This window comes from Arthrobacter sp. NQ7, from assembly GCF_029581595.2.
In the GTDB taxonomy this organism is placed as follows: Bacteria; Actinomycetota; Actinomycetes; order Actinomycetales; family Micrococcaceae; genus Arthrobacter; species Arthrobacter phenanthrenivorans_B.
In genome coordinates, this window is sequence record NZ_JARFXU020000001.1 from 255,898 (window position 1) to 278,478 (window position 22,581).

Annotated in this window: 22 protein-coding genes and 1 pseudogene; 14 read left to right on the top strand and 9 right to left on the bottom strand. The window is 65.0% G+C overall.

Annotation, left to right across the window (positions count from 1 at the left end; translation table 11 throughout):
* The first annotated feature begins 15 nt into the window (after positions 1-15).
* Positions 16-896 (top strand): annotated as a pseudogene (locus PUN71_RS01190) (helix-turn-helix transcriptional regulator).
* Positions 897-1,120: 224 nt separating this feature from the next.
* On the opposite strand, the gene PUN71_RS01195 reads toward PUN71_RS01190, so the two are convergent.
* Positions 1,121-1,765, bottom strand: coding sequence for a hypothetical protein (locus PUN71_RS01195; RefSeq protein WP_277797044.1), 645 nt, complete (start codon positions 1,763-1,765; stop codon positions 1,121-1,123).
* A gap of 236 nt (positions 1,766-2,001) precedes the next feature.
* Complete coding sequence (locus PUN71_RS01200; protein WP_283532389.1) at positions 2,002-2,790, bottom strand: MBL fold metallo-hydrolase; 789 nt, start codon at positions 2,788-2,790, stop codon at positions 2,002-2,004.
* 190 nt (positions 2,791-2,980) lie between these two features.
* Between PUN71_RS01200 and PUN71_RS01205 the strand changes: the two genes are divergently transcribed.
* Positions 2,981-3,397 (top strand): MmcQ/YjbR family DNA-binding protein, encoded by a 417-nt coding sequence (locus PUN71_RS01205; protein ID WP_277797046.1) that lies wholly within the window; start codon positions 2,981-2,983, stop codon positions 3,395-3,397.
* Positions 3,398-3,473: 76 nt separating this feature from the next.
* On the opposite strand, the gene PUN71_RS01210 is transcribed toward PUN71_RS01205, so the two are convergent.
* The 3 genes from PUN71_RS01210 to PUN71_RS01220 form a co-directional block, all read right to left on the bottom strand.
* A complete protein-coding gene (locus PUN71_RS01210) occupies positions 3,474-4,448 on the bottom strand; it encodes a hypothetical protein (RefSeq protein ID WP_277797047.1) in 975 nt (324 codons plus the stop codon).
* A gap of 118 nt (positions 4,449-4,566) precedes the next feature.
* Entirely contained in the window at positions 4,567-5,778 is a 1,212-nt protein-coding gene (locus tag PUN71_RS01215; RefSeq protein ID WP_277797048.1) for an alcohol dehydrogenase catalytic domain-containing protein, read from the bottom strand.
* Positions 5,779-6,109: 331 nt separating this feature from the next.
* A complete protein-coding gene (locus tag PUN71_RS01220) occupies positions 6,110-7,129 on the bottom strand; it encodes a hypothetical protein (protein WP_277797049.1) in 1,020 nt (339 codons plus the stop codon).
* A 401-nt stretch (positions 7,130-7,530) separates the two neighbouring features.
* Between PUN71_RS01220 and paaA the strand changes: the two genes are divergently transcribed.
* The 12 genes from paaA (at position 7,531) to galU (ending at position 18,193) form a co-directional block, all read left to right on the top strand.
* Positions 7,531-8,535, top strand: a complete 1,005-nt coding sequence (gene paaA, locus PUN71_RS01225) for a 1,2-phenylacetyl-CoA epoxidase subunit PaaA (RefSeq protein ID WP_277797050.1) — start codon at positions 7,531-7,533, stop codon at positions 8,533-8,535.
* Positions 8,532-8,927: a 1,2-phenylacetyl-CoA epoxidase subunit PaaB gene (gene paaB / locus PUN71_RS01230; RefSeq protein ID WP_043449338.1), complete on the top strand. Its 396-nt coding sequence runs from the start codon at positions 8,532-8,534 to the stop codon at positions 8,925-8,927. Before paaA ends, paaB begins: the two co-directional genes overlap by 4 nt.
* Positions 8,924-9,850, top strand: a complete 927-nt coding sequence (gene paaC, locus PUN71_RS01235) for a 1,2-phenylacetyl-CoA epoxidase subunit PaaC (protein WP_043449336.1) — start codon at positions 8,924-8,926, stop codon at positions 9,848-9,850. The genes paaB and paaC overlap by 4 nt, the downstream gene beginning before the upstream one ends.
* A gap of 5 nt (positions 9,851-9,855) precedes the next feature.
* Positions 9,856-10,386 (top strand): 1,2-phenylacetyl-CoA epoxidase subunit PaaD, encoded by a 531-nt coding sequence (gene paaD, locus PUN71_RS01240; protein ID WP_277797285.1) that lies wholly within the window; start codon positions 9,856-9,858, stop codon positions 10,384-10,386.
* Between the two features lie 9 nt (positions 10,387-10,395).
* Positions 10,396-11,622 carry a 1,2-phenylacetyl-CoA epoxidase subunit PaaE gene (gene paaE / locus PUN71_RS01245; protein ID WP_277797051.1) on the top strand — a complete coding sequence of 409 codons (1,227 nt, stop codon included), beginning with the start codon at positions 10,396-10,398 and terminating at the stop codon, positions 11,620-11,622.
* 41 nt (positions 11,623-11,663) lie between these two features.
* Positions 11,664-12,449: an enoyl-CoA hydratase/isomerase family protein gene (locus tag PUN71_RS01250; RefSeq protein ID WP_277797052.1), complete on the top strand. Its 786-nt coding sequence runs from the start codon at positions 11,664-11,666 to the stop codon at positions 12,447-12,449.
* 172 nt (positions 12,450-12,621) lie between these two features.
* The gene (locus PUN71_RS01255; protein WP_277797053.1) at positions 12,622-13,221 is read left to right on the top strand and encodes a hypothetical protein; all 600 of its coding nucleotides are present in this window, start codon (positions 12,622-12,624) and stop codon (positions 13,219-13,221) included.
* A gap of 23 nt (positions 13,222-13,244) precedes the next feature.
* Positions 13,245-13,505 (top strand): PqqD family protein, encoded by a 261-nt coding sequence (locus PUN71_RS01260; protein WP_277797054.1) that lies wholly within the window; start codon positions 13,245-13,247, stop codon positions 13,503-13,505.
* 4 nt (positions 13,506-13,509) lie between these two features.
* On the top strand, positions 13,510-14,727 hold the full coding sequence (locus PUN71_RS01265) for a PqqD family protein (RefSeq protein ID WP_277797055.1): 1,218 nt from the start codon (positions 13,510-13,512) through the stop codon (positions 14,725-14,727).
* Positions 14,728-14,772: 45 nt separating this feature from the next.
* Complete coding sequence (locus PUN71_RS01270; protein WP_277797056.1) at positions 14,773-16,323, top strand: tyrosine-protein kinase domain-containing protein; 1,551 nt, start codon at positions 14,773-14,775, stop codon at positions 16,321-16,323.
* A 5-nt stretch (positions 16,324-16,328) separates the two neighbouring features.
* The gene (locus tag PUN71_RS01275; RefSeq protein WP_277797057.1) at positions 16,329-17,243 is read left to right on the top strand and encodes a nucleotidyltransferase family protein; all 915 of its coding nucleotides are present in this window, start codon (positions 16,329-16,331) and stop codon (positions 17,241-17,243) included.
* Positions 17,244-17,302: 59 nt separating this feature from the next.
* A complete protein-coding gene (galU, locus tag PUN71_RS01280; RefSeq protein WP_043449325.1) occupies positions 17,303-18,193 on the top strand; it encodes a UTP--glucose-1-phosphate uridylyltransferase GalU in 891 nt (296 codons plus the stop codon).
* 69 nt (positions 18,194-18,262) lie between these two features.
* Here the strand turns inward: galU and rfbA are convergent, their stop codons facing one another.
* The 4 genes from rfbA to PUN71_RS01300 all read right to left on the bottom strand — a co-directional run bounded on the left by rfbA (position 18,263) and on the right by PUN71_RS01300 (position 22,563).
* Positions 18,263-19,168, bottom strand: coding sequence for a glucose-1-phosphate thymidylyltransferase RfbA (gene rfbA, locus PUN71_RS01285; protein ID WP_277797286.1), 906 nt, complete (start codon positions 19,166-19,168; stop codon positions 18,263-18,265).
* 66 nt (positions 19,169-19,234) lie between these two features.
* Positions 19,235-19,621 (bottom strand): VanZ family protein, encoded by a 387-nt coding sequence (locus tag PUN71_RS01290; RefSeq protein ID WP_277797058.1) that lies wholly within the window; start codon positions 19,619-19,621, stop codon positions 19,235-19,237.
* A gap of 292 nt (positions 19,622-19,913) precedes the next feature.
* Positions 19,914-20,528 (bottom strand): LPXTG cell wall anchor domain-containing protein, encoded by a 615-nt coding sequence (locus PUN71_RS01295; protein WP_277797059.1) that lies wholly within the window; start codon positions 20,526-20,528, stop codon positions 19,914-19,916.
* Positions 20,529-20,697: 169 nt separating this feature from the next.
* Positions 20,698-22,563: a DUF4012 domain-containing protein gene (locus PUN71_RS01300; RefSeq protein ID WP_277797060.1), complete on the bottom strand. Its 1,866-nt coding sequence runs from the start codon at positions 22,561-22,563 to the stop codon at positions 20,698-20,700.
* Between the last annotated feature and the right edge of the window lie 18 nt (positions 22,564-22,581).

Below are 22,581 nucleotides of genomic sequence, written 5' to 3' on the forward strand. Positions count from 1 at the left end.
GCGTAGCGTGGAGGCATGACCAACAGCGACGACGTGCGGAAGTTCCTGACCTCCCGCCGCGCCCGGCTCACGCCCGAGGACGCCGGCCTGCCCGCGTACGGCGGCAACCGGCGCGTTGCGGGCCTCCGGCGCGAGGAAGTGGCCATGCTCGCGGGCCTGAGCATCGACTACTACATCCGGCTGGAGCGGGGAAACCTTTCGGGCGCCTCGGACAGTGTCCTGGAGGCACTGGCCCGGGCTTTGCAGTTGGACGACGCCGAGACCGCGCACCTGTTCGACCTGGCCCGGGCGTCTACCGCGGCCCCGCGGGTGCGGCGGAAGCGGATCCGCAGACGGTGCGCCCCAGCGTGCAGCGGGTCATAGATGCGATTACGACGGCGCCGGCATGGGTCCGGAACGACCGCGGCGACGTGCTGGCCTCCAATGAGCTGGGCCGTGCCCTGTACCTGGAGATGATGGCCGACGCCGGCACCCCGCCCAACAGCGCACGGTTCACCTTCCTGAATCCGAAGGCACGGGAGTTCTTCCGCGACTGGGAGCGCGCCGCCGACGACATCGTTGCCGTCCTCCGCTCCACGGCTGGCAGGAACCCGTTCGACAAGGACCTGTCCGACCTGATCGGCGAGCTTTCAACGCGCAGCGAGGAGTTCCGCGTCCGCTGGGCCCGGCACGACGTGAAGTACCACCGCACCGGCCGCAAACGGCTGCACCATTCGATCGTCGGGGATCTGGACCTGACGTACGAGGCGATGGAGTTGCCCGCGGATCCGGGGCTGCGGATCAACATCTACACAGCCGAACCCGGGACGCCCTCCGAAGACGCGCTGAAGATGCTGGCCAGCTGGGCCGCCACGCAAACCTCTGCCCCCGGGGTTGCGGTCCCGGAGGGCCGCTGAACCCCGCCTTCGCTGCCCGGATCCTTTTTTGACGCGCGTCTTCGGGTGGGACGCGCTGGTTCCTTTTCGACCCGCATATTCCCCGGCGCGGTCCGCATATTCCCCGGCGCGGCCCGTATCAGGGGCGCGAAAAGTAGGATGCGGCCCTCAGGGGAGTTCGCGCGTCGGCAACGGCAGGGCACGTACGACGGCGGCAGCAGGGCAAAGCGGCCAGGTGGCCTTTGTCAGGACTGCGCGTTGATGAATCCAATGATGATTGCGGTCCACCAGCACAGCTGCGAGATCACCAGGCACGACATGAGGTGAACCCGCTGCCCGGTGGACAAATCCCCGAATGCGGTCCTGGCTGGGAGCCGGGCGAGCCGCCGCATCAGCGGGATCAGCATGATTCCGTTCAGGCTGAGCACCAGGACCGCCGCGAGCTTCACCTCGGTCATGGGGCTGTCCAGGTGCGGGCTCAGGAACACGCCGGTGGCCAGCATCCCGGCGAGGCCGCCCCAAATCAACGGTGTTGCGGCCCCGTCCAGCCGGATGATCTCACCGAGCGTGCGCCGGCCGATCAGCCACAGGAGCCCGTGCCAGTCGACCAGGATGATGGCACCGAAGGCCACCACCAGGAAGAGGTCATGCACCACCAGATCGATGGCGTGGACGTAGCCGTCAACGAACACCGTGGAGGACAGCAGCACGGACAACAGCCATGCAACGAAGGCCGCGGCGGACAGGCCGGCAACCAGTCGACGGGTGGACCGCTCTGATTCGCGGTGCAGCCGGAGCGTGCGCCTGCTGACGGGGATGTAACTCATGTCTGCCTCGGCGAGACCTGTAGCGGGCAGCCGTCCCAGCAGGGCCCGGGTCAGCACCAACATAGACCCGCCGCTGGCCGGTAACAAGGCCGCGTTAAATGCTTCTGGAGTGCCGCCGCGAGTGCCGGGTTTCGACGCGCATAAACCTCCGCGGTGCGTATATTCCGTTGCGCTGCCCGGATATCAGATGCGTGAGGGAACGTGCGCGGCCGGAACGAAGATGCGCGTCGATTCCAGCAGAACGCAGCACCGAGCAATCTGGGCTGAGCCGCTGCCCCTCCACCGCCGCCCGGCGGTTCTTATTTCCTGCCCGCGAGCTGCGCGAGTTGCCGGTCGTGGATGTCGGGGCTTGGGCCGCCGCGGGGGTCATCGAAGGCTCCGCCATCGCGAAGCGTCCGGAGGTAGGCGCGGTCGAGCCCGATGCGGGCGGCCACCTGGTCGGCGCCTGCGGGGGAGCCGTGCCCCGGGACGACGACGTCGATGTTCCCCGATTCCCCCTCGAGGAGTTCCAGGGCATCGAGGTAGTCCTGGATGGGATCACTGCTGCTGCCGAAGTCCAGGATCGGGATCAGGATGTCGGAGAGCATGTCCCCGGCCACGAGGACTCGGGCGTCCTCGATGACCAGCGCTGTATGGCCTGGCGCGTGCGCGTTGTGCTCAAGGATGCGGATGGCCGGACCCTCCCATGGAACGTGGGTGGTGTCCGGGGGAAGCGCGGTGAGCTGCCCCAGGAGATCAAGGGGTACCTGGCCGCTGAGATCAGGAGGGATCACGGAGGCAAGCCGCTCTTTGGCGCCCGGAGCGGACAGCCGTTCCCTCGCCGTGGTTGCACACCGGTTTCCGGCATAGCGAGGTGCATCTCCCAGCTCCGGATGCCACAGCATGTGGTCCCAATGCGGATGGGTGGAAAACCCGGCAACCACAGGCTGGCCCAGTTCCCGCAGGTCCCCGGCGAGGCAGGTCAATTCGTCCGTGGTGATGCCGGCATCGATCACCAGCGCGCCGCCGCTGCCCTGGACTATCAGGGCGTTGCTTTGCATGAACGAACTTTGATGCACGTGGACGCGCTCCGCGATCTGCCGCAGCATAGGGCTCCTTCAGTTGTGAATGACCAACACCTGGTGGTGACGCTAATGCCTGCCGGCCCGCGCGGGAAGCCTCTACGGGCAACAGGTTTGGGTGTTGCTTCCCCGCACAGGGGCTAACGGCCGGGCGGGTCGTGAAGACGGTGGGCCAGCGCCTGTTGAATCACCCAGGCGGCAGGGCTACCGTGTGGCCATGGAACGCATGGCCGTCCCCGATGATGTGGGCGCGATCTGCCTTGGGTTGCCGGAGGTGGAGCTCGGAACGTCGTGGGGGGACCGCCCGACATACAAAGTGCCCCGCGGGCCGAAAGGCAGGGGCTTTGTCCTGTACCGTGCACCGCATAAAACGGCCATCGATCCGGAGACGGGGGAGCCCTTCCGGGACCTGCTGGTCATCGTGGTCCCGGACGACGCCGCCAAGGCCGCCCTGGTGGAGGACCCGTCTCTGCCGTTCTTCACCATTCCGCACTTCGATGGCTACAACGCCGTCCTGGTACAGGAGTCCCGGCTGGGCGAAGTCAGCCGGGAGGAGCTGGCGGAGATCATTGTTGAGGCATGGGCAACCCGGGCTCCGAAAAAGCTGGTTGCCGACTTTTTCGCCGGCCGCTGAGGACGCCCGTACTCATCCGCGCTGCGCAGGTTCCCTTTCGCGACCCACATCCGCGCCGCGCCAGGGAATGTGCGCGTCACAGGCGGTTTTGCGCGTCGATAACGGCAGAACGCGCACGACGGCGGCCCACACCTGCCGCCGCCAGCTTCCGTTCCAGCGCTCCGGGCACCTTCAGATCGGCCCAGTCCCAGCGCACCACGTTGATGCCCAGCGCGCGGATCCGGTTCTCGCGGTTCTTCTCCGCCACCACGGCCTGTGCGGCGGTCAAGCCTTTGAGGTACGCGTCCTTGACGTACTTCTCCTCACCATCGAATTCGCCAACAACCCTGGACCGCTTCCAATAGAAGTCGGCGTAGCCCACCAGTCCGGACGCATCCGTAAACCGGTGCTGCAGGACGGGAGCTTCGAAGCCCGCCGCATGGATCAGCCCCCGGCTCCAGGACTCGCCGGCCGAGCCGGAGGCGGGATCGGCAAACGCGAGGGCCGTCCGGATCCGCCGTGCTGCCGCGGCCGAGTAGATCGATCCGATTCCGTCCTCCAGTTCGGCCTTGGAAAGGGCCGGCAGCTGCCGGACCGGGTCCGGCCGGAGCACGTGGTCCAGCGGCACCACGGCCTCCGCGAAGGGGCAGAAGGCCGCCAGGTCAAGGACGGTCCGGATCCGATCGGTGACCAGCAGGCCCTCGCACCGGACCACCTGCAACCCGGCCCGCGCAGCGAAGTGGCGCCTGACCCCCGCACGCGACCTGCCGCCGTCGTTCTTCAATGTGAGGGCCCGGACCGGCTGGTCCTGCCCGATGGTCGGGATGCCGAACACGCTGGCCGCCGAATCGCGGGCGAAAATCGTGGGGCTTTCGAACGTTTCCGCGGCAGCCTGGACGCGGAGCCGGTACTGGTCCCACGGCAGCATGGCCCGCCATGTGGGTCCGTCGATGTACACCCCGTGCCGGATACGGACCAGCCCGCCGGAGCGCACCCGCTTGGCGAGGTCGTTGGCGGTAAGTCCGTGCAGAATGCGGTCCCGGGACAGCAGGAGCGGCGGGAGGTCGGCCATGCACCCACACTGCCCGTCGCGGGTCAGGGGCGGGAGTGCGCCTGGCCGCTATGTGGAAAAACTACGCACGACGGCGGCCCGCCCCTGAAGAGGAGCAGGCCGCCCGGGCAGGGGGAGGCTAGGCCGTGGTCAGCACGGTCTTCAGCCAGCCTTCCTCGCGCCGGTCGAAGTTCAGGTAGGCGTCCACCACGTCGCTGATCGGTTCGTGCTGCGTGATGAACCTGGTCGGGTCGAAGACGCCGGAGGCCACCAGGTCCACCAGCGGCGGCGTGACCGAGCGGTGGTCGCAGTTGCCCATCCGCACGGTCAGGTTCTTGTTCATCGCCATGCCGATCGGGTAAGAGGTCATCGTGGGTCCGTACACCCCGATGATCCCGATCCGGCCGTACTTCCGCACCGTCTCCACGCTCCACTGCGATACCTGCGACGGCGCGTTCCCCGGCACCCAGTTGTCACCCTGGACGTTGGTCTCGGGTGCCACCTCGGCCACCTCCTGCGCGAACTGCTCCGCCTGCTCCTCGCCCTTCGCCGCGGCGGGTCCGGCCCACGGCCGCTGCGCGTCCACGCCCACCGCGTCGATGACCGCGTCCACGCCGATGCCCAGGGTCGCTTCCTTCAGCGCCTCCACCGGGTCCTCGCTGTTGAAGTTGATGACGTCCGCGTTTTGATCCAGCGCCTGCACCAGCCGGGTCTCCACGCCGTCGATCGCGAACACCCGCGACGCACCCTGCCGGAAGGCCGATGCGATGGCCAGCTGCCCCACGATCCCCGCGCCGTACACCGCCACCGTGTCCCCGCGCTGCACGCCGGCCAGCTGGGCGCCGAACCAGGCGGTGGGAAAGATGTCGGAGAGCAGGATGGCCTGCTCGTCGCTGACGTTGTCGGGGAGGGAGGTCAGGGTGTTGGAGGCCCACGGGATGCGGGCGTATTCGGCCTGCAGGCCGTTGATGGGGCCGGTGGTCTCCGGGCCGCCGAAGAAGCAGGTGCCGGCCTCCGGACCGTTCGGGTTGGCGGTGTCGCACTGGGCGGTGTGCCCGGCCCGGCACTGCCAGCACACGCCGCAGGACATGGTGGACGAGACGATCACGCGGTCCCCGGGGGCGAACCGGCGCACGGCCTTGCCCACGGCGGTCACCTCACCCACGGCCTCATGGCCCAGGATGGTGCCCTCCTTCATTCCGGCCATGGTGCCGCGGATGAAGTGCAGGTCCGTGCCGCAAATGGCGCTGCGGGTGATGCGGACAATCGCGTCGTTCGGGTCCAGGATCGAGGGGTCGTCAACGGTGTCCAGGCGGATGTCGCCTTCACCGTGCCATACGAGAGCTTTCATGATGTGACTCCTTTTACGGGCTCATGCCGCCGGTAGGGTTCAGGTCATCAGGCACGTAGCGCGCCCAGCTGCAAGATAGTAAGCATACTGCCTATTTTGGTGTGGTGCGAGGGCCGACCTTCTGTTCCTGGCGACGCGCATCCTCCTTTTAGCAGCGCACATTCCCTGGCGCGCCCCGGATTTGGGGTGCGAAAAGGAGCCTGCGCTTCGAGGGTGCAGGTGCGCGTCGAAAAGCCGCACAAGGAAGCCGCAAAAGAGGGCGGGCAGCGTCAAGGAACCGGCAGGCAGCGTCAAGGAAGACGTACGACGGCGGCGCCCCGCCCGTCTGCCGTCAGTTGGCTACCGTGAAGGGAACCACGGTCACGCCGGAGTTGGTGGACCCCAGCTTGTCGTCCCTGCATGAGGTCCGCAGGTGCAGCTTGTGCACGCCGTTGGCCAGCATCCGGGTGTCGATCGCTATGGGGGCGGCCCCGAACGGTTCCGGTCCGTAGGCGCCGGCCGAGTCCCAGAGGACCAGGCCCGGATTGGCCGGAATCGCATGGAAGTCCGGGTCCACGGAAATGAAGGAGTGGGTCGCCGGCCGCGAACCGTCCGTGTGGCTGGTCAGGCCGACCGCAGGAGCCCAGACCCCCGACGCGGGCCCGTCAGGAAGCGGAAGGCCGCGGACCGAAGACTCGCAGTACCCGGCGTGAGTGTACCAGCCCTTGCCCCGCAGGAACGCGTCCCTGGTGATATCGGAGGCGGACTTGCCGTTCTGGATGTCCACCTGCCAGTTGAAGTTGGCCCTCATCTCGTTGCCGTCCGGCTCGGGGACGAACGCCCGGAACCGGACTTCCTGCAGGCCCGAGTGGTTAAACCTGGAAATGGGGGCCGAGAACGTCACCCAGCGCTCGCAGGTGCCGGCGCAGGTGAAGTCGCCTGCGCCCGAACCGGCCGGGCCGGGGCAGCTGAAGTCCGGTGCCGCGGCGCGCAGGTAGCACTTCTGGACGGTGGTCTCGCGGTCCGAGGTCTTGAATACCATTGCCACGTAGTTGGCGGCGCCCGGGTTGTCGTGGAGGATCACCCGGACGTTTACGGTGAGGTCCCCCGAGCTGATGGTTTCCCGTTCGGGGATACACGCCCCGAGGTGCACGTGGCCGGTGTTGGTGATGGCGTTGTTGGCCTGGTCGGCGTCCGGCATCCACCACGACTGCGTATCAACGAACTGCCGCGTCTCCCCGTACACCGTGCCATCCGCGGCGGGGGCTCCCATGCAGGGTCCGGGGGCGGCCTTGGCGGGGCTGGGACTGAAGCCGGTCATCGCCATGCAGGCCAGCGCGGCAGCCGCAGCCAGTGCCAGGAACCGTCTCATGACCATCCATCCTTCACGGGGAAAACTGCGAGCGTGCATGTGCTGTCGCCGGCGCCGGAACGCCGAACCGTGGAATGTTTCGCTGTGTGGGGCCCGGTAGAGCGTGGAAAGTATATGCCCGGGCTGAGCGGGAAAACCAGAGTTGACAGGCCATGACGACGGCGGCGGCCCGCCTGGGGCGGGATCTGATGGGGCGTGGCGGGAGGGGGGGGGGGATCTGATGGGGCGTCGCGGGGGAGGGGGCGGGATCTGATGGGGCGTCGCGGGGGAGGGGGCAGGAACTGATGGGGCGTCGGGTGAGGGAGGGGCGCTTGACGAGTTCCGCCGCGCCAACATATCCTGAACGAACGGTCGGTAAATAATTCCGCACGTCCCAGAAGGTCATTGCATAGGAGCAACCCATGGCAGCGCAGAACCTGCAGTCAGTGCCCGCTGAGCTATCCCCGGAAGAAGAAGCCGCAGGCCAGGCCCACTTTGACCGCATCATCGCCGAGGACTCGCGCATCGAGCCCCGCGACTGGATGCCGGCGGCCTACCGCAAGACCCTCCTGCGCCAGGTTTCCCAGCACGCACACTCGGAAATCATCGGCATGCAGCCGGAGGCCAACTGGATCTCCCGCGCCCCGAGCCTGAAGCGCAAGGCCATCCTCATGGCCAAGGTCCAGGACGAGGCCGGCCACGGGCTCTACCTCTACAGCGCCGCCGAGACCCTTGGGCAAACAAGGGACAAGATGATGGACGACCTCATCGCCGGCAAGGCCCGCTACTCCAGCATCTTCAACTACCCGGCGCTGACCTGGGCGGACATGGGCGCCATCGGCTGGCTGGTGGACGGCGCAGCCATCTGCAACCAGGTCCCGCTGTGCCGCGCGTCGTACGGCCCCTACGGCCGGGCCATGGTGCGCATCTGCAAGGAAGAGTCCTTCCACCAGCGCCAGGGCTTCGAAATCCTCCTTGAACTCTCCAACGGCACCCCCGAGCAGAAGCAGATGGCCCAGGACGCCGTGAACCGCTGGTACGCCCCGGCCCTGATGATGTTCGGGCCGCCGGACGACGATTCACCCAACTCCAAGCAGTCCATGGCCTGGAACATCAAGCGGTTCAGCAATGACGAGCTCCGCAGCCGCTTCGTGGGCATGATGGTGGAGCAGGTCCGGGTCCTGGGCCTCACCCTCCCTGACGACCAGATCCGCTTCAACGAGGACACCAGGAAGTGGGAGCACGGGCCCCTGGACTGGCACGAGTTCCAGGAAGTCCTGGCCGGCCGCGGTCCCTGCAACGCCCAGCGCCTGGAGCGCCGGAGGGCAGCGCACGACGACGGCGCCTGGGTCCGTGAGGCGGCAGCCGCCTACGCAGCAAAACAGGCAGCAAAACAGTCAATGAAGACGAAGGAATACGCAGCATGAGCCCGCACGGCAACCCCGACGCTCCCGCAAGCGCCGCCACCGAGATCAACCGCGAAGCCCCGAAGGCAAGCCCCGCCCCGGAGAACCCGGCCCCCGCCGAGCACCACGACCGCTCCGCCTGGGGCCTGTGGGAGGTCTTCGTCCGGTCCAGCCGCGGCCTGAGCCACGTCCACGCCGGATCCCTGCACGCGCCGGATGCCGCCATGGCCCTCCGGAACGCACGGGACCTGTACACCCGCCGCAACGAGGGCGTCTCCATCTGGGTGGTCCCGGCTGACGCGATCGCCGCCAGCGACCCCGACTCCAAGGGCAGCTTTTTTGAAAGCCCGCAGGGCAAGGACTACCGCCACGCCACGTACTACACCAAGAGCGAAGGGGTGAAGCACCTGTGAGCACCCCCGAAACCAGCACCCCCGAAACCACCGGCCACGGCGACATCTCCACCGGCGTCGCAGGCGGGGACAGCAACGCCAGCGCCACAAGAATTACCCCCGGTAACGCCCTCCGCCCGGAGGACATCGCGTTGGAAGTCAGGACCGGCCTGGTGAAGCCGTCCGGGGACATCGCCGAGTACGCCCTGCGCCTGGGTGACGACGCGCTGATCCTCGCCCAGCGCCTGGGCCACTGGATTTCCCGCGCCCCGGAGCTGGAGGAGGACATCGCCCTGGGCAACATCGCCCTGGACCAGCTGGGGCACGCCCGCAGCTTCCTCACCTACGCCGGAGCCGGCATGCCCAACGAGGACGGCACCGCCAAGTCCGAGGATGACCTGGCCTACTTCCGCCGCGAACACGAGTTCCGCAGCGTGCAGCTGTTCGAACAGCCCAACGGCGACTTCGCGGCCACCATCGCCCGCCAGTTCGTGGTGAGCTACTACCAGTACGAGCTCTACCGCCGCCTCACCGGATCCACGGACCAGACCCTGGCAGCCATCGCCGCCAAGGCCGTGAAGGAAGTGGACTACCACCGTGATCACAGCTCGCAGTGGATCCTGCGCCTGGCCGGCGGCACCGAAGAATCCCGCACCCGGATGATTCACGGCCTGCGCACCATGTGGCCGTACGTTGCCGAATTGTTCCGCGACGATGAGTTGACGCAGCGCCTCGCGGAGGCGGGTGCCGTCGTCGCGCCTTCCTCGCTGAAGGACGACTTTGACCGCCTGACCGCCGAAGTCCTTGCCGAAGCCGAACTGGAGGTGCCGGATGTTCCGGCAGCGCCGGGCGGCGGCCGGCAGGGCAAGCACTCGGAGTACCTGGGCTACATCCTCGCGGAGATGCAGGTGCTGGCCCGCGAGCATCCCGGGGCCAGCTGGTGACCGTCATGGACATCTACGTCAGCGACTTCGAAACGCCTGCCCGGACGGCCGAGCAGCAGGCCTGGGACATCGCCGCCACGGTGGTGGACCCGGAGATCCCCGTGCTCACCATCGCGGACCTGGGAATCCTGCGGAAGGTCGACGTCGGCACGGACGGCGGCGTGCGGGTCACCATCACGCCCACGTACTCGGGCTGCCCGGCCATGGACGCCATCCGGGACGACCTGTACAAGGCCTTCGAAAAGGAAGGCTACGAGGATGTCCAGGTGGACCTGGTCCTGGCCCCGGCGTGGACCACTGACTGGATGACCGAGGCCGGCAAGCAGAAGCTGCAGGAATACGGCATTGCCCCGCCCAGCGGACATTCCCGCGCCGGCGGCCACTCCGGCCCCGTCCGGCTGAGCCTGGCCGTGAAGTGCCCGCAGTGCTCCAGCCTCAACACCAAGGAACTCACCCGCTTCGGTTCCACGTCCTGCAAGGCGCTGTTCGTCTGCCAGGACTGCAAGGAACCGTTCGACTACTTCAAAGTCCTGTAAGGAATTCCCATGCCTGTTGTCCGCCAGACCGCCGCCGAAGAGGCTGAGGTGACCGGCCGCCGTCGTCCGTCCTTCCACACCCTTGAAGTGAAGGAGGTGCGCCGGCTCACCGACGATGCCATCGAGGTCAGCTTCCATGTGCCGGCGGAGCTCGCCGGCAAGTTCGACTACCTGCCCGGCCAGTACGTGGCCCTGCGCACCACGCTGCCGGATGAGGACGGCGAGCCGAAGGAAATCCGCCGCAGCTACTCCATCTGTGCGGAGCCTCGGAGCTTCGCGGACGGCACCAGCGAGATCCGCGTGGCCATCAAGAAGGACCTGGGCGGGCTGTTCTCCACCTGGGCCAACGCCGAGCTGAAGGCCGGCGACACCCTGGACGTGATGAGCCCCATGGGCGCGTTCGTGTCCAAGCATGGCCGCGACGGCGTGGCCGTGGAGCAGAACGTCATGAACTCCATGAACCACCCGGAGGAGCTGGCGGGGGAGGCAGGCAACTTCGTGGCCATCGCCGCCGGGTCCGGCATCACCCCGGTGATCGCGATCGCCCGGACGCTGCTGGCCGCCAACCCGGAGACCCGGTTCGACCTGATCTACGCCAACAAGGCCGCCATGGACGTGATGTTCCTGGAGGAGCTGGCGGACCTGAAGGACAAGTACCCGCAGCGGCTGGCCATCCACCACGTGCTGTCCCGCGAGCAGCGGATCGCGCCGCTGCTCTCCGGCCGGATCGACGCCGAGAAGCTGCAGCAGCTGCTGGGCACCGCCCTGCACGCGGACGACGTGGACGAATGGTTCCTGTGCGGGCCGTTCGAGTTGGTGCAGCTGTGCCGGGATACCCTGGCCGAGCGCGGGGTGAAGCCGGAGAACGTCCGGTTCGAGCTGTTCACGTCCGGCAAGCCGGACCGCCCGGAGGGGCAGGCCGGCCGTCCCGTCATCGTGGATGAGTCCAAGGAGACGTACAAGATCACGTTCAAGCTGGACGGCCTGCAGGGCGAGGTGGCCAGCCCCACGCACGCCCGCGAGTCGATCCTCAACGCAGCGCTGCGGGTGCGCCCGGACGTGCCGTTCGCGTGCGCCGGGGGAGTGTGCGGCACCTGCCGCGCCAAGGTGGTCACCGGCAGCGTCACCATGGACGAGAACTACGCGCTGGAGCAGGATGAGCTGGACAAGGGCTACGTCCTGACCTGCCAGAGCCACCCCACCAGCAAGGAAGTCACCGTCGACTTCGACGTGTGATCCACTGTCACCCCGTGCCCGCCTGAACTTATAGGAGCCCCATGATTTCCCTTTCCATCAGCAACGGCATCGCCGAGGTAGTGCTGGATGCGCCGCAGAAGCTGAACTCCCTGGATGAGCAGGCGCTGCGGGATTTGGCACAGGCGTACGACGACGCTGCTGCCGCCGCCTCGCGCGGCGAGGTGCGGGCGCTGCTGCTGAGGGGAGAGGGCCGGGCCTTCTGCGCGGGCCGGGACATCGCCGGGGTCACCCCGGAGAGCGACGACGCCGCCGCGTACCTGGGCGGGCTGGTGGAGCCGCTGCTGAAGAAGATGGCGGCCTTTCCGGCGCCGACGTTCGCGGCGGCCCAGGGTGCGTGCCTGGGCGTGGGGCTGGGGCTGCTGCTGGCCACGGACGTGGTGTACGTGGCGGAGAATGCCAAGTTCGGCTCGCCGTTCGCCAAGCTGGGCGCCACGCTGGATTCGGGCGGGCACTGGTACTTCACGGAGCGGCTGGGCATGCACCGGACGCTGGACCTGATCTACACGGCAGACCTGATCTCCGGTGCGGAGGCGGTGGCGCAGGGGATGTTCAGCCGGGCCATGCCGGCTGATTCGTTGTTGGACTCAACCCGGGAGATCGTCTCGCGGGTGGCAGCCGGGGCCACCGAGGCGTTCGTCGCCTCGAAGGAGCTCGTGGCGCACATCCGCGACCAGCGGCTTGGCCTGTGGCAGGCCATGCAGGAGGAAAACGAGGAGCAGGCCCGGCTCTGCAAGACCGATGATTACGCCGAGGGATTCCGCGCGTTCCAGGAAAAGCGCGAACCGAAATTCACGGGCGGACGCTGATTTCGAATTCTTGATCAAGGCCTCTTGAAGAATTCTTGATTGAACCTTGCAAGGCAATTGCAGAAATATTAATTCGCGTTCGAAAGAGTAGGCGCAGCCGGACAAATCCGGTTGATGCGCGCTGCCGGTCTCACCTGGGCAGCGGTGTGTGAAGACTACTCTGGGGGCACAATTGTCTGAGGTTTTGAACGCGGAAGTCGATAGTCAGGAAGAGAACGGTTTCAGCCGCCGGAGGGTCGTCGCAGGCGTTGCCTGGTCGCTGCCGGTTATTGCAACGGCCATCGCTGCTCCGGCTGCGGCGGCGTCCGGCGTCTCCGCTACGGCCGCCCTGACCGGCCCTGGCTCGAGCATTTCCTTCATTAGCTCAACGGGCACGGGTTCGGGCACCAACCGCGCGGGCACCGGTCCCACCGGATTCCAGATCACGAACAGCGGGACCGCCTTTACCGGGGCAATCAGCGGAACTATCAACATCAAGCCAACAGCAACGGTTGCCGCAGGGGCGGGCGTCCAGTCCCTCCAGGCTGGTTCAACCACGCTGGCCCTGGGTACTCCCTCGTACTCAGGCACCCATGAATACAACGCCACGTTCACCTACAGTGGCGGTCTCACGGCTGGCCAAACCCTGAATTTCCCCATCTCGTTCCAATATGAGCGCATCTCCGGTTCGCAGCCGAGCAAAGTAACGTACAACTACACGCTGACCATTACGCTCAGGCTTCCCGATGGCACCAGCAGGATTGTCACCGGCGCCCTGACGGTCACCTACTGACCATGGTCTGGAAACGTGGCGGCTTGGTCGCAGAGGTTTGCACTGAACCGCGGGCCCGCGTCGCCCTGTTGCACCTCGACGCAACACAGCCCGTGGTCCTGGAAGGACCGGCAGCGGTCATCTGGGACCTCATTGACGGCCAGCGGAGCGAGCGGGACATCTTCGCTGAGCTCGAGGCAACCTTTGAGGACCAGTCGGGACAGATGCAGGCCCAGGTGGAAGGATTCCTGGCCAGCCTCGAAGCGCAGCGCCTGATCGAAGCTGCCCGCGGCACTTCCCGCTAACGGCATGACGTCCGCAGGAATCACCGGAAACGCGCACTTGGCGTGGCAGCAACGGCTGCTCGAGGAACTGGCAAAGGGCAGCGACCTGCTGTGCCTTGAGGTCCTGGGACAGCGGTTTGTTGTGCGCTGGGGCCGCGCGGTCACCAGGCAGCAGCGGGTGGCCATGAGCTCGGCCTGGGCCCGGTGTATCGCCGGCCCGGAGCCGCTGCTGCCGCCGGTGCCTGCGGAACCAACAGGTGGAAGGCCGTTCACCGCGTCGGTTACCTGCACGTCCTCCAAGCACAGTGCCGGAACATTCCAGCTGGAGGCCGCTTCCTTTGAGGAACTGGCGGAGAACCTCACCTCGCGCCTTACCGTGTCCGCCATCCTGGCCAACGCGGGCGAACTGACCATGCTCCATGCCTGCGGGGTGGCGGACCCAGGGACGGGGGCTGTGGTGGCGTTGGTGGCCAGGTCGGGGACAGGGAAGACTACCGCGGCTTCCGTACTGGCCAGGATCTATGGCTATGTCACTGATGAGACGGTGGCCGTCGCCTGGGACGGGTCCGTGGTTCCCTATCCCAAGCCGTTGTCGGTCAAGCAGGAGGCAGGCACACCCAAGCGCCAGGTGGGGCCGGACGAGTTTGGTTTGCAGCCGGCCCCGGCCATGCCCTTCATCCAGTCCATCGTGCTCCTGAACCGCGTCCAGGCGCCCCATCCGGTAGCACCTGTCCTGGAGAAGGTGCCGCTGGCCGACGCCCTGCTCGCACTGATCCCGGAATCGTCCTCGCAGGGCGACGTCGTGGATCCACTGCAGTCGCTGTGCCGCCTCATCGAGAGCGTCGGGGGAGTGTGGCAGGTGACCTACGCGGAGGCAGCGGACCTTCCGGGGTCCCTGGAACCCCTGTTCCGGCTGCAGTCCACGTCAGGGCAGGAATGGGAAGCTGCGGCGCCCGATGCAGCCCGCAGGCCTCCCCTTCCCGCCGGGAGTATCCGGCGGAGGGCATCGAGGGATGCCGTCAGGATCGGCGGCGATCTGCTGGTCATGCTGGACAACCAGATCGTCCGCCTCAGCGGTATCGGCCCGGCGCTCTGGGAAGCCTGCTCCGCGCCGAGGGGCCTGGACGAACTGACGGAACACATCGCGGAAGTGCACGGCGAGCCTGAAGGCTACCGGGCCGCCGTCGCCACAGCCGTGGAGCAGCTCATCGCCAAGTCCGTACTGGAACGCGGCGAACACTGAACAGCGCTCAAGGCGCAGACAAAGACTTGGATTTGAGGAATCACCATGAGCACAACAACCACGCCCACGGAGGCGTCGCCGGGCCTGGACCTTGCGGACTACCTGGCCATCCTGCGGGTCTACTGGAAGGCCATCGTGGCTTTCACCCTGCTGGCCACCCTGGCAGCGGCGGGATGGACCGTTCTGCAGCCCAAGGTCTACTCCTCCGACTCCAGCGGCATCGTGGTCACACCGGGCTCTGACAACGTCAGCCTGGCCCTCGCCGGGGACAGCCTCGCCAAGGCGAAGGTCAAGAATTATGAGTCGGTGGCGAAATCGCGCCTCGTCGCGGACCGCGTCATCCAGTCCCTGGACCTGAAGACTTCGGCCGATGCCCTGCTCGGCAGCATCACCATCAAGGTTCCGCTGGACACGGCAGAGATCAAGGTCACCGCACAGTCCACGGATCCCGCAACGGCCCAGCGCGTGGCCGATGCCTGGGTCAACGGCCTGGCCGCCCAGGTGGAGGCCATAGAAACCGCGCCAGCCGCTGACTCAGCCGGGGAGGCCGGCGCCGGGCAGCCGGATGCAGCCACAGCAGTCCGCGTACTGCCCCTGGGCAAAGCCGTCCTTCCCGCCAGCCCCACCTCACCCAACACCAGGCTCAACCTGGCCCTCGGCGCGCTTGTGGGCCTGGCCCTCGGAGTGGCGTATGCGCTGATCCGCCGGCACCTGGACCGGCGGATCCGGAAGGCTGCGGACATCGAGCGGCTGTTCGGCGTCCCGGTGATCGGCACCCTCCCGGTGGACCACCGGCTGGACGGAAAAAGCACCATCGTGGACGCGGGCACTGCCGCGCAGCTGCACGACGCCGGCGGGGCCATGGCCGAAGCCCTCCGCGAGCTGCGCACCAACCTCAGCTTCCTTGACGTGGACCAGCCGCCACGGATCATCGTGGTCACCAGCTCCATGCAGGCGGAGGGCAAGTCCACCGTCACGGCCAACCTTGCGGTCACCATGGCGGCAGCGGGGGAGAACGTGGTGGTGGTCGACGGCGACCTCCGCCGGCCCACGCTGGTGGACGTTTTCAACCTTGTTCCGGGAATCGGGGTCACCGATGTGCTCACGGGCACCGCCGAGCTCGCCGATGTCCTCCAGCCGTGGGGGGCGTTGCCCAACCTTTCGGTCCTGGGCTCGGGACGAATCCCGCCGAACCCCAGTGAATTGCTTGGCTCCCGGGCCATGAAGAACATGCTCACCACCTTGGCCAAGGATGCTGTTGTCCTCATTGACGCACCGCCGCTGCTTCCGGTGACGGATGCTGCTGTCCTCTCCCGCGTGGCCGACGGTGCCATTGTGGTGATCCGGACCGGCAGGACCACGCAGGAGCAGCTGGACCAGTCCCTGGGGAACCTTGAAAAGGTCAAGGGACGCGTCCTGGGAGCCGTCCTCAATTACGTTCCCACCAAGGGCACGGATGCCTACTCGTACTACGGAACCTACACCTCGGCTGCTGCGCACCCACCGGCGGAGCCGGAGCCCCTCGGCGAATGGCCAGAGCCGGACGCTCTAGAGGTGCCGGAGGCAATTCCTGGCGGCCGTAGGGCCAGGATCTAGGCATCATGACTGACGCTGCCCATGACGCGGAACTGAGTATCCCGGAAGGCGTACTCCTTGGCCACGCACTTGTAGCGCGGCTGGCGGACAGCCTGGGCATTCGCGTCTTCTTCATCAAAGGGCCGGCAAGTGTCCTCCAAGGGCTACGACCGGCGAAAGTGTCGTCTGATGTGGACGTCTATGTTGACCCCGCAATGCTGGATGACTTGTTGGAGGGCCTTCGTGCGCGGGGTTGGCGGGAACGCCCCGCGGACCCGGACCAAAAGACGTTTCCCAAACATTCGGTCACCGTTGACCACCCCGAGTGGCCTTGTTGTCTTGACCTCCACTTCCGCTTTCCTGGAATGGAAAAACCAAGTGCGGACTGCTTTGAGACGCTGTGGGCAAACACGGTTGATATGGACCTTGCAGGGCAGAGGCTGAGGGTCCCCGCGAAGCCTCTTGGAATCTTGTTTCTGGCATTGCATGCCTTGCGGTCGCCCGAGCTGCCCGCCTGTCACCAGGAGCTTCAGTACCTGACGGGCCTCATACAGGGGCAATCCCAGGCGGAGGCGCTACTGGACCTCGCCTCGGCCACGGGTTCCCTGGCCGCCATGAGGCCCTTCCTGGAAAACTTGGTTTCCGAAGGCCTCACCGTGGCTTGGCCGGAGCCCTCCCCGGAGTGGCGCAATCGGGTGGCTGCGCGTGAACCCGGGAGTGCGCGAATCATTGCCCTTCTCCAGGCTCCCTGGCGGGACAAACCGCGTCTGCTGTGGCGGGCGGTCTTTCCTCGGACCGAGGTCTTCCTGAGTGGGAACATCTATGCAGATATGTCTTTCCTGGGACGACTGAGGCAACATCGCAGCAGGTGGGTAAGGTTTTCCAAGGCCGTTCCGAGGCTTGTTAGGGACCTCCGCGGACTCCGATCCGCCGGTGAATAAGCCTTCCGTAATCCGCATCCGATTGCCGTTTACCACAGCAAATTTGTTAAGGTTCAGCTATGACTACGGGGAAAGCTATTACCAAAGCCGTCATTCCTGCTGCCGGATTGGGAACACGCTTCCTGCCCGCCACCAAGGCAATGCCGAAGGAAATGTTGCCGGTGGTTGACCGCCCGGCCATCCAGTATGTGGTGGAGGAAGCGATCGATGCAGGCCTCTCGGACCTGCTCATGATCACTGGCCGCAACAAGCGCGCACTCGAGGATCACTTCGACCGCGAACCGGGCCTGGAGGCTGCTCTTGAGGCCAAGGGTGACAAGGACAAGCTGGGGCTGGTGGAGTACGCCTCCAACCTGGGTCCCATCCACTACGTCCGCCAGGGCGAAGCCAAGGGCCTGGGCCACGCGGTGCTCTGTGCACAGCAGCACGTGGGCGACGAGCCGTTTGCCGTGCTCCTGGGTGACGACCTCATTGACGAGGCTGAGGACCTGCTGAGCACCATGATGGAGGTGCAGCAGAAGACCGGCGGCTCTGTGATCGCCCTGATCGAGGTTGATCCGTCGCAGATCAGTGCCTACGGTTGCGCAGACATCACTGCTGTGGAAGGCGAGGACTACGTCCGCGTCAACAGCCTGGTGGAGAAGCCCGCCGTCGGCGAGGCGCCGTCCAACCTGGCCGTCATCGGCCGATACGTCCTGCACCACAACGTGTTCAGTGTCCTGGAGAACACCGAGCCCGGCCGTGGCGGCGAAATCCAGCTGACCGACGCCTTGCAGACCCTGGCCGCCGGCGAGGGCGAAGGCTCCGGCGTCTACGGCGTGGTCTTCAAGGGCCGCCGCTACGACACCGGTGACAAGCTGAGCTATCTCAAGGCCGTCATCACCCTCGCGTCGGAACGCGTGGAGTTCGGCGAGGACCTTAAGACCTGGATGAAGAGCTTCGTCGGCTAATTTCCGACCACGACGAGGGCCCACCACTTTTTAGTGGTGGGCCCTCGTCGTTAAGTTTGTTGTTAGAGACTACCTGCTTACGAGTTCCAGCCGCTCGGCGGATCCCTCGGCACTTTCTGCCAGCAGGTCCAACAGGTATCTGCCGTAACCGCTCTTCGCAAGCGGTTCGGCCCGATCCCGCAGTTCGTCGTCCGTCAGGAAACCCAAACGCCAGGCGATTTCCTCCGGGCAGCCGATGGACAGTCCCTGTCGATGCTGCACGGTACGGACAAACTCAGATGCGTCGTTGAGGTCATTGAAGGTCCCGGTGTCCAGCCAGGCGGTGCCGCGGGGGAGGATCTCCACTTGCAGCTTGCCCCGCTCCAGGTAGACGCGGTTGACGTCAGTGATTTCCAACTCGCCCCGGGCGGAGGGCTTCAGGTCGCGGGCAATCTGCACTACGTCGTTGTCATAGAAGTACAGGCCCGGCACGGCATAGTGGCTTTTCGGTTCAGCAGGCTTTTCCTCAAGGGAGATAGCCCGCCCCTTCTCGTCGAATTCCACCACGCCGTAGGCAGAGGGATCGGCAACGCGATAGCCGAAGACAGCTCCGCCGTCGATGTTTTCGAACCGCCGCAACTGAGTCCCCATGCCCTGGCCATAGAAGATATTGTCGCCAAGCACTAAAGCGACGGGGCCAGTACCAATGTGTTCAGCGCCCAGGACAAAGGCCTGAGCAAGGCCGTCGGGCGAGGGCTGCTGGGTATAGGAGATATTCACCCCGAAGCGGCTGCCGTCGCCCAGCAGGCGCTGGAACTGGTCGGCGTCGTGCGGCGTGGTGATGATCAGGATGTCTCGGATGCCAGCCAGCATGAGCGTTGACAACGGATAGTAGATCATGGGCTTGTCGTACACCGGGACCAGCTGTTTGCTGATACCCATGGTGATTGGATGAAGACGTGAACCGGTTCCCCCGGCGAGGATAATTCCGCGCATTTGTACATTTTCCGCTAGATCGGAAAAAGGACCAACATTTGTCACATCAAAGAGGATAGACACAGGTTAGGTAGGCCCGGGAGCGCCGAGCTTATGCCTGAACAACGTGACCGAGAGCGCCCCGAGCGCGGCTCCTGCAGTGTTGGTGACAATATCTGACAAGGTTGCAAAACGATCATGAAGAAATAGCTCCTGGCCAAGTTCGATGCAACCCGAAACCAGCATCCCGAGTGCAGCTAACTGCCACCAGAGTTTTGCAGGAAAGGCCAAGCTGCCCACAATCCCGAGTGGAATAAAAACCGCAACATTGGCGGCCGCTTCGATGAAAGCGTAGTTCACCCAGGCTGGAACCCCATGCCGGTGCAGGAAATACAAGATGCTTGCCAGCTGCCCTTGGATCGGGTGGTCAACGGGGGATGGCCAAAATGCGATAAATGCCAGCGGAACGAGCATGAAGGCAAGGACCCCGCGCCAGACCCGACGGTTCTGGAGGAGTGTCAAGTACGCGTCAGCTGGTAAGTAGAAGGGCGAACGCGGCGGTTCCCATGGCGCCGGCGAAGAGCATCGCCAACACGGCGTAGCGAAGCACCTGCGGGTTTGGAGGCGGGATGGAAAAGTCGTATTCGCGAGGTGCTTTGCTCCAATGTCTCCCCATAGATCAAATAGATACCACAAAAGCAAAAGGTGGGTGCTTCTCCAATGTCGGAGAAGCACCCACCTTCGTTGGTGCTATGAGAGTTTGCGCTTAGGCGGCAGCCTCAGCCTTGGCGCGGCGACGAACCACTACTACCGAGGTTGCCCCGGCAGCCAGTGCACCAGCGCCAACCAGGGTCCAAAGAACAAGGCCGGAGTCAGCACCGGTGTTGGCAAGGCCGCCGGTGTTGGCCAGCGGAGCGCCGCCCGTGGTGCCCGCAACTGAACCGCCGGTGTTGGCCAGCGAAGCTGCCACGGTCACGGTGACGGGCCCAACGGTGACACCCGAAGTGTTACCTGTTGCGGTGATCGAGTAGGTTCCTGCCTCACTGATGGAGATAGGCAGCGAGACCGCGCCCTGAGCGTCAGCGACTGCGGACAGGTTCTGCGCTTCCGTAACGACGGCGATACGCGCAGCTACGGCGCGGCTACCGGCGATGTTGGCGCCATTGGAAGCAGGGGCCTGGCCCGGCGTAACACGGATCGTGAGTGATTCACCGGCGAGGAATCCCTGGCCGCGGAAGACAAAGGTTTCGCCAGGACCAACAACGCCATCGGAAACGGCGGCCTGCGGCGGAAGGGCTGGATAGGTTGCAGCCATGGCGGGTGCAGAACCAACGAGCGCGATGGACCCAGCAAGGGCGAGTGCAGCGAGTGTTTTCTTCATGTGTGTCCCCCCGGAGACGTTAAGTTGTGATACCCGAATTTGGGGAGATTCCCCCTCCGTACGAGACCAAGTACGGAACTACGGATAGATATCCCAAAAAAACGTTACCATCCGGAGCCGCTAGTGACCAACCTCAATCCAGACGGTTTACATAGTGTTAACGCTGACGTCACTGGCCTTCGGAGCAGCTGGCATTTTCCGTCGGAAGGATAACGTCCTTTACAGGTTGGACAGAGGGCGTGACAACCAGGTTAGGTTCTGCGTGCTGGACAATTTTTCCGAAAGTGAACTCCAGGGTTTTGGTTTCCCCAGGTGCGAGCTGTTGGGCGACGATGCCGACAGGGCGGCTGGCTTGGAAGTGCGGCGCGAAAGGTGTTTTTTCGCCGTCGAGGCTAGCTGACTCTATATTTGACTGCGCGGGTCCATAGGCGACGACGTTAGTTTGGATCGTGCCGGCCGGCACGCCGTAGTGTCCTCCGCCGGTCACGTAAGCAGGCAGTGCTCTTGCTGCGTCGGCTGGCGCCGTGTTCGTGCTTATCACTCGGACAGTTGTCTCTTGATAGCCGTCCTTCGGACACTCACGAACGAGCTGAACGGTGCGCTTGACGTAGTAATCCATTTTTGCGCCGGTTCCATCGTTAAAGTAGGCTCCAAATTCGGCCGGCGCGACATTGGGTCCGTTGACAGCCCCACCCAACCTGTAGTTTGCAATCACGGCCTGCTGGGCACTATCTGCGGACCATAAGGAGACGCGACCTTCGTCAACTCCTTGCGTCAGACTGCCGATCAAGGCCTTTGCATCAGCGCTTCCGGATAATAGGGCGCTGAACAGTTCCTGTGCCACGCCTGCAAAATATGCGTCTTGTAGCTGTGGGTCGTCAATCTTGGCGTAAACCTCGGACAGGAGGGTTGGAACCACGTTTTGGCGGGTCAGATCGAGTGGTAGCTTTCCACCTGCCAGCGCTGCTAGTTGTGCGTTCCTGATCTTGATCGGTCCGGTCGCGTCCAGGAGATAACTGAAGGCAACTGGATCGATTGAAATAACGCCGTCGACGTCTTCACCGGTTTTTTGTTTCCACATGGCTTTCGCTGTGGCGGCTGCCGTCGGGAAATCAGGAGTGAGGTTGACGTCCTGCATGTATTTGCCGATTCGACTGGAAAAGATTTCTTGTTGCTCGGTTTCCACGGGAAGGACGGGCCTCATCGCCCCCAGCTCAGTCGCAGAGCTCTGCTTTCCGAGCGTTAGCTTTCCCTGATCAATCGATAGCACGGCCAGAGCACCAGGAATGCCTCCGGATGCCCGTGACTCTGCATTGTTCTGGATCATTAGCAGATATCGCTTACCTCCATCTGCACCCAACATGTCGGGCGCGATTTTTGCCACGTTTGCCGCGGTGTTGAGCGCTGAGGTGGCCTGCTGGAGTTCGTCTCGTGCACGCTCTAAGGGGTCTGACACTTGTGGGAAAAGATTGGAGGAGTCGATGCTGTTGAGTCTGTCAGCAGACGCGGCAACGGCATAGGCTGCTGACGATACTGTCGGAGCAGCGTCCTTGAGAGGACTTAAGTTCGATCCCGAAGATTTGGGAATCAGCTCTTTCCAGTCGAGCGAGTCATAAATTCGCACCAGCGGAGCGATACCCAAGTCTGCAACGTCGTCAGCGGAGCGGGCGACTTCTGCCACGGCTGATAGATTCGGTCCAATCCACGGCAGCCCGGATGCAAGCGTCCAGACCGGGTCCTGCGCTGCGTTCTTGGCGCTTTCCGTGTTCTGCGCGATCTGGTCGACGGTTGCAGCGGCACCGGCTATGTCGGATGTAGAGATCTCGTGTTTTAGGTGCTGGACAAGCCCGGTTGCCGCCGACAGGTCTGCACTAATCTTGGACGCCTTGTACGCAAGCCATGAAACCGCTGCGACGATGAGCAGTAAACAACCAAGAAGCGATATCAGTAGACGACGATTTCGTCGCCTACGGGTTCGTCTCATGGCCTCGTCGCGATCACGACTTTGCGGTCGGATCTCCTGAGGTTCTGTCATGTGGCGGAATCCTTCCGG

What these genes read in the sequence shown, in the direction of transcription:
- PUN71_RS01275 (WP_277797057.1), top strand. Translation starts at nt 16,329, where the DNA reads ATGACTGACGCTGCCCATGACGCGGAACTGAGTATCCCGGAAGGCGTA.
- paaB (WP_043449338.1), top strand. Translation starts at nt 8,532, where the DNA reads ATGAGCCCGCACGGCAACCCCGACGCTCCCGCAAGCGCCGCCACCGAG.
- paaE (WP_277797051.1), top strand. Translation starts at nt 10,396, where the DNA reads ATGCCTGTTGTCCGCCAGACCGCCGCCGAAGAGGCTGAGGTGACCGGC.
- paaD (WP_277797285.1), top strand. Translation starts at nt 9,856, where the DNA reads ATGGACATCTACGTCAGCGACTTCGAAACGCCTGCCCGGACGGCCGAG.
- PUN71_RS01265 (WP_277797055.1), top strand. Translation starts at nt 13,510, where the DNA reads ATGACGTCCGCAGGAATCACCGGAAACGCGCACTTGGCGTGGCAGCAA.
- PUN71_RS01250 (WP_277797052.1), top strand. Translation starts at nt 11,664, where the DNA reads ATGATTTCCCTTTCCATCAGCAACGGCATCGCCGAGGTAGTGCTGGAT.
- PUN71_RS01200 (WP_283532389.1), bottom strand. Translation starts at nt 2,790, where the DNA reads ATGCTGCGGCAGATCGCGGAGCGCGTCCACGTGCATCAAAGTTCGTTC.
- PUN71_RS01210 (WP_277797047.1), bottom strand. Translation starts at nt 4,448, where the DNA reads ATGGCCGACCTCCCGCCGCTCCTGCTGTCCCGGGACCGCATTCTGCAC.
- PUN71_RS01205 (WP_277797046.1), top strand. Translation starts at nt 2,981, where the DNA reads ATGGAACGCATGGCCGTCCCCGATGATGTGGGCGCGATCTGCCTTGGG.
- PUN71_RS01300 (WP_277797060.1), bottom strand. Translation starts at nt 22,563, where the DNA reads ATGACAGAACCTCAGGAGATCCGACCGCAAAGTCGTGATCGCGACGAG.
- galU (WP_043449325.1), top strand. Translation starts at nt 17,303, where the DNA reads ATGACTACGGGGAAAGCTATTACCAAAGCCGTCATTCCTGCTGCCGGA.
- PUN71_RS01295 (WP_277797059.1), bottom strand. Translation starts at nt 20,528, where the DNA reads ATGAAGAAAACACTCGCTGCACTCGCCCTTGCTGGGTCCATCGCGCTC.
- rfbA (WP_277797286.1), bottom strand. Translation starts at nt 19,168, where the DNA reads ATGCGCGGAATTATCCTCGCCGGGGGAACCGGTTCACGTCTTCATCCA.
- PUN71_RS01220 (WP_277797049.1), bottom strand. Translation starts at nt 7,129, where the DNA reads ATGAGACGGTTCCTGGCACTGGCTGCGGCTGCCGCGCTGGCCTGCATG.
- PUN71_RS01290 (WP_277797058.1), bottom strand. Translation starts at nt 19,621, where the DNA reads ATGCTCGTTCCGCTGGCATTTATCGCATTTTGGCCATCCCCCGTTGAC.
- paaA (WP_277797050.1), top strand. Translation starts at nt 7,531, where the DNA reads ATGGCAGCGCAGAACCTGCAGTCAGTGCCCGCTGAGCTATCCCCGGAA.
- PUN71_RS01270 (WP_277797056.1), top strand. Translation starts at nt 14,773, where the DNA reads ATGAGCACAACAACCACGCCCACGGAGGCGTCGCCGGGCCTGGACCTT.
- PUN71_RS01195 (WP_277797044.1), bottom strand. Translation starts at nt 1,765, where the DNA reads ATGTTGGTGCTGACCCGGGCCCTGCTGGGACGGCTGCCCGCTACAGGT.
- PUN71_RS01215 (WP_277797048.1), bottom strand. Translation starts at nt 5,778, where the DNA reads ATGAAAGCTCTCGTATGGCACGGTGAAGGCGACATCCGCCTGGACACC.